Origin of the sequence: Rickettsia endosymbiont of Rhinocyllus conicus, from assembly GCF_964026465.1 — a bacterium.
Classification (GTDB): domain Bacteria; phylum Pseudomonadota; class Alphaproteobacteria; order Rickettsiales; family Rickettsiaceae; genus Rickettsia.
Genome location: NZ_OZ032155.1, coordinates 453,147 through 467,830, shown reverse-complemented (window position 1 = coordinate 467,830; position 14,684 = coordinate 453,147). Strand labels below are relative to the sequence as shown.

Below are 14,684 nucleotides of genomic sequence, written 5' to 3'. Positions count from 1 at the left end.
AACTTAAGAGGTAAAAATGACTAAGAAACAGGTTCGGAATTTCAGTGCCGAAGAGAAGACAAGGATAGTGTTAGAATTATTAAAAGAGGATGTAACATTATCACAGCTATCGTCTAAATATGAGGTTAGTAGTAATAGTATTTCTCATTGGAAGAAGCAATTTTTATCAAATGCAGCGATAGCATTTGAACCAGCTAAGGTAGTGAGTGAATATCAAGAGGAAATTAATAAACTCAAGGAGCAGAATGACGAGCTGGCAAAAGCATTAGGGAAAGCTACGGTAGAGAGGGATTGGGCAGTGGGAAAGCTAAGAAGCTTGGATTTATCAAATAGAAAGAGTCTTGTCGCATCCAAGCTAGAACAGTTACCTAAGACAAGACAATGTGAATTACTAGGAATTAGCCGTTCTTCGGCGTATTATAAAGAACAGTCGCTTAGTAACTATAATTTAAATATATTAAATAGAGTAGACGAGATATATACGGATAATCCAGAATTTGGTTATCGTTATATATATCAGCAATTATTAGCAGACGGTTTTAAGATAGGTTGGGATCGTGTGCTAAAATATATGAGATTAATGGGTATTGAAGCGATATACCTTCATCGGAAGAAAGTAACTACTATAAAAGATAGTGAGCATAGAATCTATAGTTATTTGCTTGATAAATATTGGACTAAATCAGGAAAAACTAAAAATGTGTGTGTTCCTTATACTAATGAAGTTTGGAGTGGTGATATAACATATATTCGCACTAAAGGCGGTTTTATGTATCTAGAGCAGCCATTATAGATTGGCATAGTAAAGCCATATTAAGCTATAAACTGTCAAATAGTATGGACTCAGCATTAGTAACTGATGTATTGCAAGAAGCATTAAATAAATATCCAGCTCCAAAAATATTTAATAGTGATCAAGGTAGCCAATATACTAGCCATGATCATACACAAATGCTTAAAGATCATGATGTCAAAATATCAATGAACGGTAAGGGTAGAAGTATTGATAATATTGTTATTGAGCGTTTCTTTAGGACTTTAAAATATAATTGTATATTTATTAATGACTATCAAAATATAGTGGAGCTTAAAGAAGGGATTGATAATTATATCAGTAAATATAATTACAGAAGGTTCCATTCAAGTATTGGGTATAAAAAACCTATGAATGTTTATCTGGATTACATACAAAATTATGAACAAATGGCAGCCTAATTTTTAACAACATTACCAACTAAACTGATGATTTTTTTGTCTTGATTTTTCAGTCCATTATAGATTGATAAATTTATTAAGTCTCATAAAATAGGACCAAAGGAGTTAATACTTGATTTTGATGCTACAGATGATGAAATTCATGGGAAACAGGAAGGTAAGTTTTATCATGGTTATTACGGTCATAATTGCTTTTTACCTTTGTATGTTTTTTGTGGAAAGCATCTGTTAGTTAGTTATCTTAGGACGTCAAAGCAGGATCAAGCAAAGCATTCTTGGGCAATATTATCTTTATTAGTAAAACGTTTTCGCCAAGCTTGGCCAGAGGTAAAGATTATATTTCGTGGTGATAGTGGGTTCTGTCGTCATCAGATGTTTGATTGGTGTGATACTCATAATATAAAATATATTGTAGGAATACCCCAAAATAACAGACTAAATGAGTTACTGAAACCTACAATGGAGAAGTCAAAAGCAGAATTTGTGATAACCAAAGAAAAGCAACGTCTTTTTAGTGAGTTTCCATATAAGGCTGGTAGTTGGAGTTATGAACGTAGAGTAATTGGTAAGGCAGAAATGACAACGCTTGGAGAAAATCCAAGGTATATAGTAACTAATTTATCAGATAAACCTGAAGATTTATACGAGAAAGTTTACTGTGGTCGTGGTGATATGGAAAACCGTATAAAAGAGCAACAACTAGAATTATTTGCAGATCGTACTTCTTGTCATAGATGGTGGGCTAATCAGCTCAGAATGATTTTATCGGGTCTTGCATATACTTTAGTAGAATACATCAGAGGTAATTTATTACAAGGTAGTGCATTAGCAAAAGCACAAGTAGGTACAATACGTTTAAAATTATTAAAAATTGGTGTAGTAATTATCCGTAATACTAGGCGTATTAAGTTTTTGTTATCTTCATCATATCCTTACCGACAAATATGGAATCATGTGATGAAGAAATTAGCATTAGAATAACCTAGATTAGCACTGTTCCCGGTGCTTAGAAAAAATGGGGTAAGGGGTAATTATGTCTAAAATTTGAAAATAACGGCTTCAAAGCACTTTTTGGCAAAATTTTTACAAAAATATTATTGCTAATATTATAAATTACTCAATTTCTTACTTTGAATCTCACTTCATGCAATATCCGGGCTAACTTAGTTGTTGATAATTATGGCGAGGAATCTGAGTATATACGCTCTCCATTTAAACCACAACCTGGTGTTACACAAGTTAAATATAATATATATGAAGAAGAATTAATAAAGGATGCAAAAAGAAGAGCTGTTATTGCATATATAGATAATATGGAGAGAGCCAATCTTATAAATGATACTAGACTTACAATTGAAAGAGCAGACGGAACAATAGAAAATATCACAACGGATAAATTTGGAACAGGAATTGAAGCAAATCCGATAATTCCTGATTTATCTCCAAATCCAGTACCTGTAGCACGAGTAATAACTCACCAAGGAAATGTAGAAGCAAAGGAGGTAATAGTTTTACCGGAAAATGAAGCCGTGCAAATACTACAAGCACAAATGGCAGAATTATTAAGAGAGAATGGGGATCTAAGGACGGTAATATTAAAATTAAGAGGACTACAGGAGCAGGGTCAAAATCAAGTTCATCTGCAAGCACAAAATCAAACTCAAGGTGAAAACCGAAGACAAGATCAAGAACAAACTGGAAGCAGTGAATCTTTTAAAGAAGCAGAAGAATTAGATAAAGAGGAAAAAGCTAAAGAAGAATTTGTTATCTTCGAGACAAAACGTGCAGAAGAAGCAAGAATTGAAGCTTTAGAAGTAGCGACAATGCAGGTAGCAGTAAAAGAAGATGAGAAAGTAGTCGCAACGATTTTTAATTCAACTCAAGACATTTATACTGTAAGCAAAGGTACTGTATCTAGCAGAATAAATAGTTTTACTGGAGTTGCTGCCGGTGATGAAGATGAAAGAGTGCTTGATAAAGGTTTTTGGATATCAGGAACTTATGGAATCAGTAAGCAAGGTACTCAAAAAGGTTTTATAGGGTATAGAGGGCATACTTCCGGTGGTACTATCGGTTTTGATATTGGATCTGATAATGATAAAGATTTAGTCGGTATCGCTTATACTAGACTAGATTCAAAGTTTAAATCTAACGGCGGTAAATTAAATACTAATGTCGATAGTCATATCATAGCTTTATATGGTCAAAAAGAGTTGCCAAAAAACTTTATGATCCAAGGTATGTTTGCTTATAACCATAATATTGTAAAGAATAAAATCAACCGCTTAGGCACTATTGCAAACGGTAAATATAAGAATAATAATTATAATTTTGAAAGTTTATTAAGTTATAATTATCTTATCGGCAATAAAGTGAGCTTCACTCCAAATATCGGGATAAGATATGGTTATATTAAAGATGGTACTTATCAAGAAAGCGGAGCTGGTATTCAGCATTTAAGTATTGCCTCTAAAAAGCAAAATATATGGTCTAGTATTGTAGGCGGTAATGTATCGTTAGCTCCACAGAAAATAGGAGCAGTAAGCATTACACCAACAATTATGGCTTCTGTAGAGAATTATTTTAACAACAAAAATAACAAACTTGAGGCTAAAATAAAATGGAGAGATAGAGAAGTTACTGAAATTGTTGCATTACCAAAACAACCTAAAATTGGCTACAATATCGGTGCTAATATTTTAGCTGAAAAAGGTAATATAAGTGTATTAGTCGAGTATAATTGTCACTTACAAAAGAAGTATAAAAGCCACCAAGGTTTTGTTAAATTAAAAGTTAAGTTGTAGGTTTAACTCTCTCACAAGCTTTGTGTATAGTTTGAAAAAAGTGTTTTGTGTTATCCCCGCAGAGGCTTGTCCGCATGCATTGAAAAACATCCTAAGGTAGTCATGCCGTGGAGGCAAAGTTAGCATTTTTTTACTTCCTTGCTTCGTCAATTACTTCGTAATTTCCTCGCAATGACGACTCTCAATCCACACAACAATGCACCCCGTGGCTTGGGAACTAGGTCCAGCTAAAAAATACTAATATTATTAGTATAAAAAGTTGTTTTTCTGGATACCGTGGTCAAGCCACGGTATGACACCGAACACGTGTTTCGATCTACGCAACAATGCCACCACGGAATCTAAAAAACAACTAAAAATATCAACAATATTGACATTTTTAACTGGACCTCGTGAATAAATCACGGGGTGACAGGAGTGGGGGTGAGCCATGTAATAATGTCAGTTTTCTCTCACAATGAATTTTCAACAACACGCTATTGCTTGTGGGATATAATTATTTCCTAAAAGAGCATTATCATAACCATAATATTGGTGCGGCTCTATGTAATATGGAATAGGGGCATTTTCAATTTTCATGCTTTTTTCTATAGCCCACTGTTCTTGACAAAATTCATCAAAAAGTGCATTTTGAATTTCTATATCATTTTCTATAGCTACCTGCTCCTGATAAAATTCAGCCATTCCTTGCTGTACTCGATTTATTCCATCATATACCGCTTTCAGCATCATTAGATTTACTAGCGGGTTTATAGTATTATTTGGAATAGCAATAGCCGGTTCTGCTGGAATTTCTATGATATCATCAGAGCCAGTAGTAACCTCAACTTCTTCAGATTCTAGGATAATAGGCGGTTGACTACATGGTAAAGATACCGGGTTGTTATCTTTTATTTTGACTGCTTCGGTATTAACCAACTCAACTTTTTCTTCAAATTCTTTAAAATCTACTTCAGGAAAAAGTTTTTTTACATCTTCCGTTTCCATTGTTTCACCATTCTTACCTGCCATATATATTGCAGAAACAATTTTCTTATAAATGATTTCGACTAATTCTTGTTTCTCTACCATTTCCTCAGAATGCTTTACTCCCCCATTATCCCAGAAATTTATAAGTTTTGAAGCGAATGGTACATATTTTTTAACTTTTATTATAAAATTTTGTAACAATGAAAATTTAGGCTGCTCTATTAATTCAGGCTTTTCTTCATATTTTTTTAATATATATTCAACAATTTTCGGGATATTGTCATCAGTTTCTTTACATGAACCTTCTTTTATTTTCTTTTCAATGCTTTTATTTATTTTTTTTAAAAGAGTATTACCAATGTTTAAATGAGGTGGCCCAATTTGTCTAGACTAAAAATTAAGATTTATGAGATATAAATTGTATTATAATTTTACTCAATAATTTTTGTAGAATACACCTGTTCTGGAGTGAGATATTCTAATGACTGGTGCATTCTTTTTCTATTATAAAAATTTATGTAATCAGTTATAGCATTTTTTGCCTCCTTGACAGTATTTAAAACCATCAAATATATTTTTTCTTGTTTTAATGAACGCCAAAATCTTTCTATAAATACATTATCTAGGGCTCTGCCTTTACCATCCATACTGATTTTGATTTCACGTTTAATTAGTTTATCTGTAAAATCTTTTGATGTAAATTGAGAACCTTGATCTGTATTAAAGATTTCAGGCTGACCATATTTTATTATTGCTTCTTCAAGTGCATCAATACAAAAGTCACTTTCTAAACTAATAGACACCTTCCAGCTCACAATATAACGACTAAACCAATCAATAATTGCTACCAAATATACAAATCCTTGTGCCATTCTAATATAAGTGATATCTGTACTCCATACCTGATTTACTTTAATAATTTCAACTCCTTTTAAAAGATATGGATATATTTTATGAGCTTGATTGCGCTTACTTAAGTTCATTTTAGGATAGATAGCTTCAATAGCCATTATTCTATAATAACGACTTACTGCCTTGCGACCAATTGTGATGCCCAATGGTACAAGGTGCTCAGACATTCTTCTTGCTCCAAAGTAAGGATGCTGTGTGTATATTTCATCAATCACTTGCATTATTTTTAAGTCTTTTTGGGTTAAGCCTTGTGGCTTGTAATAATAGCTAGATTTGTTAATAAACAGTAGAGTACATTGCCTAGCGATACTTAGATTACTACACTCTTTATCTACCATATTTTTTCTAATTGCCAAGTCCAAACAATGTAGATTTTTTTTTCAACCAGTCACGTTCAACAGTTAACTGGCCTATTTGTTCATACAATTGTTTTATTAAATCCTGATGATCTGGATCCTTAGATTGTGGCTTAATTTGAAAACTACTAATTAAATTTTCTATACCTCTTTTCTTCCATGCTTGTATTTGTGTCGGATGAACTCCATATTTGCTACTAATTTGAGCTATTGTCATTTCAGCTTTTATTGTTTCTAAAACTATCTTTGTTTTTTCTGCTGCACTATATTGTTTTGCTTTTTTGGACATATAATTTCTCTTTTGTATCTGAAAATTATATCTCATTCTAGCATTTTAGTAGTCCAGTTTTTGGGTACCATTATAAAATATGTAAGTGAAACAGTACCTAATGTAACAAATTTTATAGCTTGAATAGCTATTGTAAATGGTAAAGAAATGAATTTTAATGTGTATTTAAGAATATTATATCTTGTTGGATGAGGTGTAAGATCATAAACATTATGAAATTCTTTTATTTCTTTATATCTATTTTCAATGTGTAAAAAGGTTTTAGCTTCTAGACTCAGCATTAAATTACTTAATTTTAATTATTACTAGGCAAAAAATATAAAAAACGTTAAATTATGTCAATTAGTTTTTAATTTGGTTTCTCTATAGGCAATTAATACTTGCAAAGTTTCATAAGATAAATAGAATTATCTAGGAAAATGTTAATAAGGAAAAATAAATATGCTACATGTAAAATTTACTGAGGAAGAATCATTAAATACTCAAGCATTAATAGTGTTTATTGATGACAAATTAAAACTTGATAGTGAACTAATAAACCTTGACCAACAACATCATGGTTTGATCTCCAAGACTATTGCCAATAAATTACAATTTACTGGTAAATATGGGCAGATCAAAATTATTCCTTCTGTTGTTAAGTCAGGGGAAGTAAAATATTTAGTATTAGCAGGGCTTGGAAGTGAAGAAAAACTAACTGAGGTTAAGATTGAAGAATTAGCGGGTAAAATCCTACAAAATGCTACTAATGCTAAAATCGCTACTATTGGCTTAAAAATTAAGAATAGAATAAGCAGCTTTACATCATCGCTTGTTGCATCTTTAATTGCTAGTGGTGCGTTACTTGCTTCCTACAGATTCGATAAATATAGAACTACTTTAAAAGAAGCAGATAAGTTTGTTGTAGAATCATTTGAAATCTCTACAGATAATAACGTAGAAGCAGCAAAGTTGTTTGAAGTTAAAAAATTAATTGCTGAAGGGGTCTTTTTCACAAGAGATATTAGTAATGAACCATCAAATATTAAAACTCCACAAATATATGCTGAAAGAATAGCAGAAACACTAGAAGAATTAAATGTCGATGTTTCTATTCTTGGTGAAAGAGAAATGAAAAATCTTGGCATGGGTGCTCTTCTTGGAGTTGGTCAAGGTTCACAAAATGAATCAAAGCTAGTGGTAATGGAATATCAAGGTGCAAGCAAAGAGGCTCCTTATATTGCTCTAGTCGGAAAAGGAGTTATTTTTGATACAGGAGGTATATCTCTAAAACCATCAAATAATATGCATTTAATGAGATATGACATGTGTGGTTCTGCCGCAGTAGTTGGTACTATGATTGCGGTTGCTAGTCAAGAATTGCCGGTAAATATCGTAGGTGTTGTAGGGCTCGTTGAAAATATGCCATCAGGTAATGCACAGCGTCCTGGGGATGTTGTAACTACTATGTCAGGTCAAACTGCTGAAGTTTTAAATACCGATGCAGAGGGGCGTTTAGTTCTTGCTGATGCTGTTTGGTATGCACAAGAAAAATTCAAACCTAAATGCGTGATTGACGTTGCGACGTTAACCGGTGCTATAGTCGTTTCTTTAGGTCCTACATATGCTGGTTGTTTTTCTAATAATGATGAGCTTGCTGATAAGCTAATAAAAGCTGGTGAAGAAGTAAATGAAAAATTATGGAGAATGCCGCTTCATGAAGATTATGATGCAATGATTAACTCCGACATAGCTGATATGGCAAATATCGGTAATGTGCCAGGAGCTGCTGGAAGTTCTACCGCTGCTCATTTTATCAAACGTTTTATTCAAGAAGGGGTAGAATGGGCACATTTAGATATAGCAGGCGTTGCAAATAGCAATAAACCCTCATCGCTTGGCCCGAAGGGTGCTGTAGGTTATGGTGTAAGGCTACTTGAGAAATTTATAAAGGAAAATTATGAGCAGTAAGCCTTATATATTTGTTATAGGTAATGAAAAAGGTGGGGCAGGTAAAACAACCTGCTCTATCCATTTAATAGTGGCACTACTTTATCAAAAATATTCAGTTGTAAGTATTGATACTGATTCTCGCCAAAGCTCTTTAACTAATTACCTAAAAAATCGAGATTTGTATAATGAGCAAAACCCTGACAAACCGGTATTAGTACCAAAGCATTTCCATGTCAAAGAAAGTTCTGAAGAAGAGCAAGCAAATAGTTTTGAGCAGATATTAAAGGATAATATGGATGCTGATTATATAGTAATCGATACGCCTGGTAGCCATACTGCTTTATCAAGGCTTGCTCATTCTTATGCTGACACCATTATTACGCCGATAAATGATAGCTTTTTAGATTTAGACGTAATAGCAAAAGTTGACAATAAAGATGAAATTATCAGCCCCTCAATCTATAGCCAAATGATATGGGAACAGAAAATGCAGCGTGCTAGTCGTGATAGAGGGAGTATAGATTGGATAATTTTGCGTAATCGTTTAAGTAACCTTGATGCTCTAAATAAAAGACGTGTTAGTAACGTATTGAACAAGCTTGCTAAAAGAATCAATTTTAAACTCGCTGATGGTTTTAGTGAACGTGTAATATATAGAGAGTTATTTCTGCAAGGTTTAACTCTACTTGATTTAAAAGTCGCAAATTATGACCGAGCATTTAACAGCTCACATATAGTTGCTCGTCAGGAACTAAAAAATTTCTTAAAATTCCTAAATATTACTTTTGTATCCTAGGCTCTGTGAAGATTTCTAAAAAGATTTAATTTTGACTCTTTTTTGCTGCAAATTACAAGATTTTTTTGAAATATGAATAACTATTCCGTCAAAAATCTTATTAATTTTCGCTAAAAAATAGTTCAAAACTCAAAATCAATTAGAACCTTTCACAGAACCTAGATAATTTTATTGCAGGATTTAGCTATTTTGATTATAGTGAGTTGATTTAAAAAACAAAGATAAAATGCATAAATATAGAACTCATAATTGTAATGAATTAAAAATTTCCGATGTTGGGACTGAAGTAAAACTGTCTGGTTGGGTACATAGAAGAAGAGATCATGGCAATCTAGTTTTTGTAGATTTACGTGATCATTATGGCATAACACAAATCGTGTTTACCGACCAAAATCCGCAGCTTATGGACGATGCTAGCCGTTTACGTTATGAGTCAGTTGTAACAGTAGTTGGGAAAGTAGTAGCAAGATCAGAAGAGACTATTAATAACACACTTCCTACCGGTCATATAGAAGTTTTAGCTGGTGAGTTTATTGTTGAATCAGCTGCTGATACTCTGCCGTTTGTGATTAATACGGAAAAAGACGCACCTGAAGACTCAAGGCTTAAACATCGCTTTTTAGATTTAAGACGTGAGAAGTTGCATAATAATATAATGCTACGTTCACAAATTATTTCTTATATTCGTCATTTAATGACTGCAAGAGGCTTTACCGAATTTCAAACACCAATTCTTACCGCTAGCTCACCTGAGGGAGCAAGGGATTTCTTAGTCCCAAGTAGATTACATCCAGGCAAGTTTTATGCATTACCGCAAGCACCACAACAATTTAAGCAGCTATTGATGGTATCGGGATTTGATCGCTATTTCCAAATCGCTCCATGTTTTCGTGATGAAGACGCAAGAGCAGATAGGTCACCAGGCGAGTTTTATCAGCTAGATATCGAAATGTCGTTTGTTACGCAAGAAGATATATTCACCACAATCGAGCCTGTAATGTATGAGCTATTTACTAAATTTACAGATAAGAAAGTATCAGAAGCACCATTTATCCGCATTCCATATAATGAGTCTATGTTAAAATACGGCTCTGATAAGCCTGATTTACGTAACCCTATTATTATTGCCGATGTAACGGAAATTTTTAGAGATTCAGACTTTGCTATTTTTAGGGAAAATATCAAGAAAGGTAGTATTGTCCGAGCAATTCCTGCACCAAGTGCTGCAAGTCAGCCTCGTAGTTTCTTCGATAAAATGATAGAATTCGCAATATCGGAGGGAGCTGGAGGACTTGGCTATATTCAGTTTAGCGAAAGCGGGGAAGCAAAAGGACCAGTTGCAAAATTCTTAAGCACTCAGCAGTTAGAAGATTTGAAGGCTACTGCTAATATTAGCAATGGAGATGCGGTATTTTTTGCTAGCGATAAGAAAGATAAAGCTGCTAAACTTGCCGGTAAGGTAAGAATTAAACTTGCTGATGAGCTAGATTTACTTGAAAAAGATTGCTTTAAATTCTGCTGGATTACCGATTTTCCATTTTATGAGCTAAACGAAGAAACCGGTAAAATTGATTTTAGCCATAATCCGTTTTCTATGCCTCAGGGTGGGTTAGAAGCTCTTGAGAACGCAAAAACAACCGAAGAGTTGCTAGAGCTTACCGCATATCAGTATGATATTGTTTGTAATGGCATAGAGCTTTCTAGCGGTGCTGTTAGAAATCATAAGCCTGAGATAATGTATAAGGCATTTGCTATAGCTGGTTATAGTGAAGAAGAAGTGGATAAACGATTTGGCGGTATGATTAGAGCGTTTAAATTTGGAGCTCCTCCACACGGCGGCATAGCTCCAGGTATAGACCGAATCGTTATGTTACTTGCGGAAGCTACTAATATAAGGGAGATAATCGCTTTTCCATTAAATCAGCAAGCCGAAGATTTATTAATGAACGCTCCGAATTACGTAGAAGATAAGGCGTTAAAAGAACTAAGTGTCATGCTATCCCCATCTGCTAGAAAGAATGCGGAGAAAGAGTAGGGATTTATAGTTATTACCGCATCAATAGCACTATAGTACCGGGCAGTTATTATCCTATGTCATTCCCGCGTAGGCACAGTAGTGTCCGGAGAAAATTGGAGTATTATTAAAACTGTCATTGCGAGCGGTCGTAGACCGCGTGGCAATCCAGAAAAATAGTAAAAAATAACTAATTTTAGCATTTTTTAGCTGGATTGCTTCGTCAATTACTTCGTAATTTCCTTAGCTCAGACGGAAAAACCGATCCACGTAACAATACCATCTTACTGTTGAAAATTCATAGATTATTCGAGGTTACTTAACATTATTTTAGCGGCTTTTATGCCTGCTTCTTTTGAGGTTTTTGGGCTAGATATTTCTGTATGGAAAACTATTTTACTACCATCGAGATTACCAAGCATAAAATCGGTTTGTATATCACCATTATCTAAATATTTCGAATAAGCACCTATAGGCGTGCGGCAATTTGCATCTAAATATTCTAAAAGTGCTCTTTCCGGCTTTACCAATTCAAAAGTCGGTAGGTGGTTAATTTGTTTGCATATCTCAATCATAGCATGATCATCTTTTCGTATTTCAATCGCAATAACACCTTGCCCTATACATGGCAACATCTGCGAATGCTCTATCAAATGACAATATTCCGGATTAAATGCATTAAGCCTTTTTAAGCCGGCATATGCAAGTATGGTTGCGTCGACTTCCTTATTAATTAGCTTATTGATTCTTGAGTCAACATTACCCCTAAACACTATTATTTCTAAATCCGGTCTTATTCTTTGTACACATAATTTTCGGCGTACCGAAGAAGTCCCTATTACGGCATTTTTTGGCAGTTCTTCGATGGATTTATGTGTTAGACAAACAAACACATCTCTTGAATCTTCCCGCTCTAAAACAGCTGCAATACTCAAATCTTCAGGTATTATTCCTGGAACATCTTTCAAAGAATGAACAGCCAAATCAACCTTTTTATCAAGCAAAGCCTGCTCTATTTCTTTCAAGAATAAAGCCTTACCGCCTATATCATATAAAGGTTTATTTTGGATCAAATCACCGCTAGTAGTAATTTCTACTATCTCACAATTAATATTAGGAAAATGCTTTTTGATTTGCTCAATAACTAGGTTAGTTTGTGTTAAAGCGAGTTTACTTTTTCTAGTCCCTATTCTAATGGTTTGTATCATATATTAATCTTCTAAGGCAAAAGGACTAGAGAAACTTAAGTAATTACCGCTTATAACTACTTCATGATTCATAATAACCGGTTGGTTTACTGCTCCATGCCCTATTCCTTCAGCTCTATAAGTCTCAATATTTGGAATATAATTTAAACAGAAGCTTTTTATAGCTAATTCTGTATTTTCATCCCCGCTAGTAAAATCACCAAAAATTATCGCCTCTATTCCATCAAATATACCAGCATTTTTTAGTTGTACTAGATTACGATGAATTGCATAACCTTTTTCGTTGATGTCTTCGAGTAGCAATATATTGTTTGTTTTTAGATTAATAGAAGTGCCAATTAGCTTGCTAAAAACCGTTAAATTACCGCCTAGTATTTTTCCCTCTATAGGATTGTCATTAATTTTATTTATTGGCGAAAGAGCAATTTTACTATCTTCACCTTTTAAAACATTTAGGATAGAATTAATATCTTGATTTACAGGCGGCAAAAAAGAAGTTAGCACTGAGCCGTGAATAGTTGGAATATCATAATGACCATTTAAAAGTAGATGCAGTGCTGTAATATCGCTATAACCTATCAGGATTTTATCACCTTTCTTCTCTATGTTAAAACAATCTTCTACAATCTCACTACAACCATATCCACCACGAAAAGCCCAGATTATTCTAACTTGCTCGTTTTCCATCGCCTCTTTAAACATTCTCAGCCTTTCAGCCTTCGGAGCAGCAAAAAATGGTAGCTCATCCCCCATAAATATTTTATCATCTACTAAGGTCTTAAATCCTTGTGAATTCAGCATTTCAATTGATTTAGCTAACCTATCTTGTGCATCAGGACAGCTTGATGCCGGTGCTATAATTGAGACAAAATCTTGTTGTTTATTAAAAATAATTTTTTTCATGTTTTTTATGCCGTTCCTAGCTCTGATGTATATCCTATAATTTTTAAACCTCTATCTCCATATAAACATTCCTCTTCATTAAAAAAATGATTTTCTTCTTCAAACTACTTTGCAACTGTTTCAGCATCACTATAGGCTTCATCAGTAATAACATTAATAATTAAATTAACTTCATTATCCTTTAATAATTTAGCTCCTTTATTAGTTTCTAGTATTTTATTTACTTGCTTTTTATGAACATCATTCATAGCAGTATTTTTCTTAATATATAACCTACCTGCTACTAAGTCTAAAGCTTGCGTGATTTGGCTTGAAGATTCCCCGCCAATAACTACTATGCTTTTTTCATTTTCTATGGCTGCACCTAAATATCCTTTGAATACACTTGGCTTTCCAAATACAAAATTCTCAAATTTTACTTTTTCCTCTGCTTCATTACCTAATATACTTTCTACTCCTTTTAAAAAAGCTTTACTAACTAAATCAATATCACTATTTTTTTCATGTACTGGAAGTTTTACTTTATCAGGAAAAGCCTTAGGATCATATTGACCGGTTCTAGGTCCATTTGTCACTAAAAGCATCATATTTTTTAATTTTACAATTTGAGCTAATTGCTCACCCAATTTATAAGCTTCTTCTTGGGTATAAAATTTTATTTTTCCATTTGAATCAGGAGCATCACCTGATAGACAGGTAAATATATAGCCGTTAGAAGAATCAGGAATTAACTTTTTATCAGCTAAATCTTTATACTCCTTTATACAATCCTCTTTTGTAAGAGTATGAGGTATGCCTGTAGTTTCTATTAACTTAACCTTTGCTTCTTGAATTTGTTTAATTTACTCTTGATTTAAAGCATAGGATGGTAACACTATATTATCTAGAATCTTTAAATTTTCTGTTACTTCATTTATTAATTGATGACCACTCCAAATAAATTTACTAGTGCCTTTGTTAGAGTTTAAAATAGTAAATGCTTTAATACCATCAAGCCCTGCACCTATAATAATTACCTGATTTGGATATTTTTCTATCTGATTAGGATCTAGCTTATCGATTTCCAAATTAACTATATCAATCTGTAAGTTTTCCTTTTGATATTGTTGTTTTAAAGCCTCAGTAATTGCTAAAACATTATCGTTATCACCTTTATATTGCGTGCTAAGTAATGCTATAAGTAAAATTGTTTTCATATACTTATTATTTTGTTATTGTTTCATTGTCATCCCGTGGCTTGGGAACTAGAGCCAGTTAAAAATACGTTAGTATTTTTTATTGTTTTT

General features: G+C 33.3%; 13 protein-coding genes and 1 pseudogene. 6 read left to right on the top strand and 8 right to left on the bottom strand.

Features of this window, described 5'->3' with window-relative positions; genetic code table 11:
- The first annotated feature begins 16 nt into the window (after positions 1-16).
- From AAGD54_RS02440 to AAGD54_RS02430, 3 genes and pseudogenes are all read left to right on the top strand, one after another.
- Positions 17-1,215: pseudogene (locus AAGD54_RS02440) on the top strand (IS3 family transposase).
- Between the two features lie 63 nt (positions 1,216-1,278).
- Positions 1,279-2,196: an IS1380 family transposase gene (locus AAGD54_RS02435; RefSeq protein WP_341795162.1), complete on the top strand. Its 918-nt coding sequence runs from the start codon at positions 1,279-1,281 to the stop codon at positions 2,194-2,196.
- 149 nt (positions 2,197-2,345) lie between these two features.
- Positions 2,346-4,019, top strand: coding sequence for an autotransporter outer membrane beta-barrel domain-containing protein (locus AAGD54_RS02430; protein ID WP_341794920.1), 1,674 nt, complete (start codon positions 2,346-2,348; stop codon positions 4,017-4,019).
- Positions 4,020-4,484: 465 nt separating this feature from the next.
- On the opposite strand, the gene AAGD54_RS02425 is transcribed toward AAGD54_RS02430, so the two are convergent.
- The 4 genes from AAGD54_RS02425 to AAGD54_RS02410 form a co-directional block, all read right to left on the bottom strand.
- Positions 4,485-5,189, bottom strand: coding sequence for a hypothetical protein (locus AAGD54_RS02425; RefSeq protein ID WP_341794919.1), 705 nt, complete (start codon positions 5,187-5,189; stop codon positions 4,485-4,487).
- 230 nt (positions 5,190-5,419) lie between these two features.
- Positions 5,420-6,238 carry an IS3 family transposase gene (locus AAGD54_RS02420; RefSeq protein WP_341794310.1) on the bottom strand — a complete coding sequence of 273 codons (819 nt, stop codon included), beginning with the start codon at positions 6,236-6,238 and terminating at the stop codon, positions 5,420-5,422.
- Between the two features lie 7 nt (positions 6,239-6,245).
- The gene (locus AAGD54_RS02415; protein WP_341794552.1) at positions 6,246-6,545 is read right to left on the bottom strand and encodes a transposase; all 300 of its coding nucleotides are present in this window, start codon (positions 6,543-6,545) and stop codon (positions 6,246-6,248) included.
- 32 nt (positions 6,546-6,577) lie between these two features.
- A complete protein-coding gene (locus AAGD54_RS02410) occupies positions 6,578-6,826 on the bottom strand; it encodes a hypothetical protein (RefSeq protein WP_341794918.1) in 249 nt (82 codons plus the stop codon).
- A 160-nt stretch (positions 6,827-6,986) separates the two neighbouring features.
- On the opposite strand from AAGD54_RS02410, the gene AAGD54_RS02405 reads away from it, so the two are divergent.
- From AAGD54_RS02405 to aspS, 3 genes are all read left to right on the top strand, one after another.
- On the top strand, positions 6,987-8,495 hold the full coding sequence (locus AAGD54_RS02405) for a leucyl aminopeptidase (RefSeq protein WP_341788882.1): 1,509 nt from the start codon (positions 6,987-6,989) through the stop codon (positions 8,493-8,495).
- On the top strand, positions 8,485-9,273 hold the full coding sequence (locus AAGD54_RS02400) for a division plane positioning ATPase MipZ (RefSeq protein ID WP_341788881.1): 789 nt from the start codon (positions 8,485-8,487) through the stop codon (positions 9,271-9,273). The genes AAGD54_RS02405 and AAGD54_RS02400 overlap by 11 nt, the downstream gene beginning before the upstream one ends.
- Before the next feature lie 226 nt (positions 9,274-9,499).
- A complete protein-coding gene (aspS, locus tag AAGD54_RS02395; RefSeq protein WP_341794917.1) occupies positions 9,500-11,308 on the top strand; it encodes an aspartate--tRNA ligase in 1,809 nt (602 codons plus the stop codon).
- A 284-nt stretch (positions 11,309-11,592) separates the two neighbouring features.
- Here the strand turns inward: aspS and hemC are convergent, their stop codons facing one another.
- The 4 genes from hemC to AAGD54_RS02375 form a co-directional block, all read right to left on the bottom strand.
- Positions 11,593-12,495: a hydroxymethylbilane synthase gene (gene hemC / locus AAGD54_RS02390; RefSeq protein ID WP_341794916.1), complete on the bottom strand. Its 903-nt coding sequence runs from the start codon at positions 12,493-12,495 to the stop codon at positions 11,593-11,595.
- A 3-nt stretch (positions 12,496-12,498) separates the two neighbouring features.
- The gene (locus AAGD54_RS02385) at positions 12,499-13,398 is read right to left on the bottom strand and encodes an LD-carboxypeptidase (RefSeq protein ID WP_341794915.1); all 900 of its coding nucleotides are present in this window, start codon (positions 13,396-13,398) and stop codon (positions 12,499-12,501) included.
- Between the two features lie 104 nt (positions 13,399-13,502).
- Positions 13,503-13,973: a hypothetical protein gene (locus tag AAGD54_RS02380; protein ID WP_341794914.1), complete on the bottom strand. Its 471-nt coding sequence runs from the start codon at positions 13,971-13,973 to the stop codon at positions 13,503-13,505.
- Positions 13,974-14,240: 267 nt separating this feature from the next.
- Positions 14,241-14,594, bottom strand: a complete 354-nt coding sequence (locus tag AAGD54_RS02375; protein WP_341794913.1) for a hypothetical protein — start codon at positions 14,592-14,594, stop codon at positions 14,241-14,243.
- Positions 14,595-14,684: the final 90 nt, after the last annotated feature.

Excerpts from the sequence above, each read along its gene's own strand:
- AAGD54_RS02400 (WP_341788881.1), top strand. The coding sequence starts at position 8,485 with ATGAGCAGTAAGCCTTATATATTTGTTATAGGTAATGAAAAAGGTGGG.
- AAGD54_RS02410 (WP_341794918.1), bottom strand. The coding sequence starts at position 6,826 with ATGCTGAGTCTAGAAGCTAAAACCTTTTTACACATTGAAAATAGATAT.
- AAGD54_RS02385 (WP_341794915.1), bottom strand. The coding sequence starts at position 13,398 with ATGAAAAAAATTATTTTTAATAAACAACAAGATTTTGTCTCAATTATA.
- AAGD54_RS02415 (WP_341794552.1), bottom strand. The coding sequence starts at position 6,545 with ATGTCCAAAAAAGCAAAACAATATAGTGCAGCAGAAAAAACAAAGATA.
- AAGD54_RS02420 (WP_341794310.1), bottom strand. The coding sequence starts at position 6,238 with ATGGTAGATAAAGAGTGTAGTAATCTAAGTATCGCTAGGCAATGTACT.
- AAGD54_RS02405 (WP_341788882.1), top strand. The coding sequence starts at position 6,987 with ATGCTACATGTAAAATTTACTGAGGAAGAATCATTAAATACTCAAGCA.
- aspS (WP_341794917.1), top strand. The coding sequence starts at position 9,500 with ATGCATAAATATAGAACTCATAATTGTAATGAATTAAAAATTTCCGAT.
- hemC (WP_341794916.1), bottom strand. The coding sequence starts at position 12,495 with ATGATACAAACCATTAGAATAGGGACTAGAAAAAGTAAACTCGCTTTA.
- AAGD54_RS02375 (WP_341794913.1), bottom strand. The coding sequence starts at position 14,594 with ATGAAAACAATTTTACTTATAGCATTACTTAGCACGCAATATAAAGGT.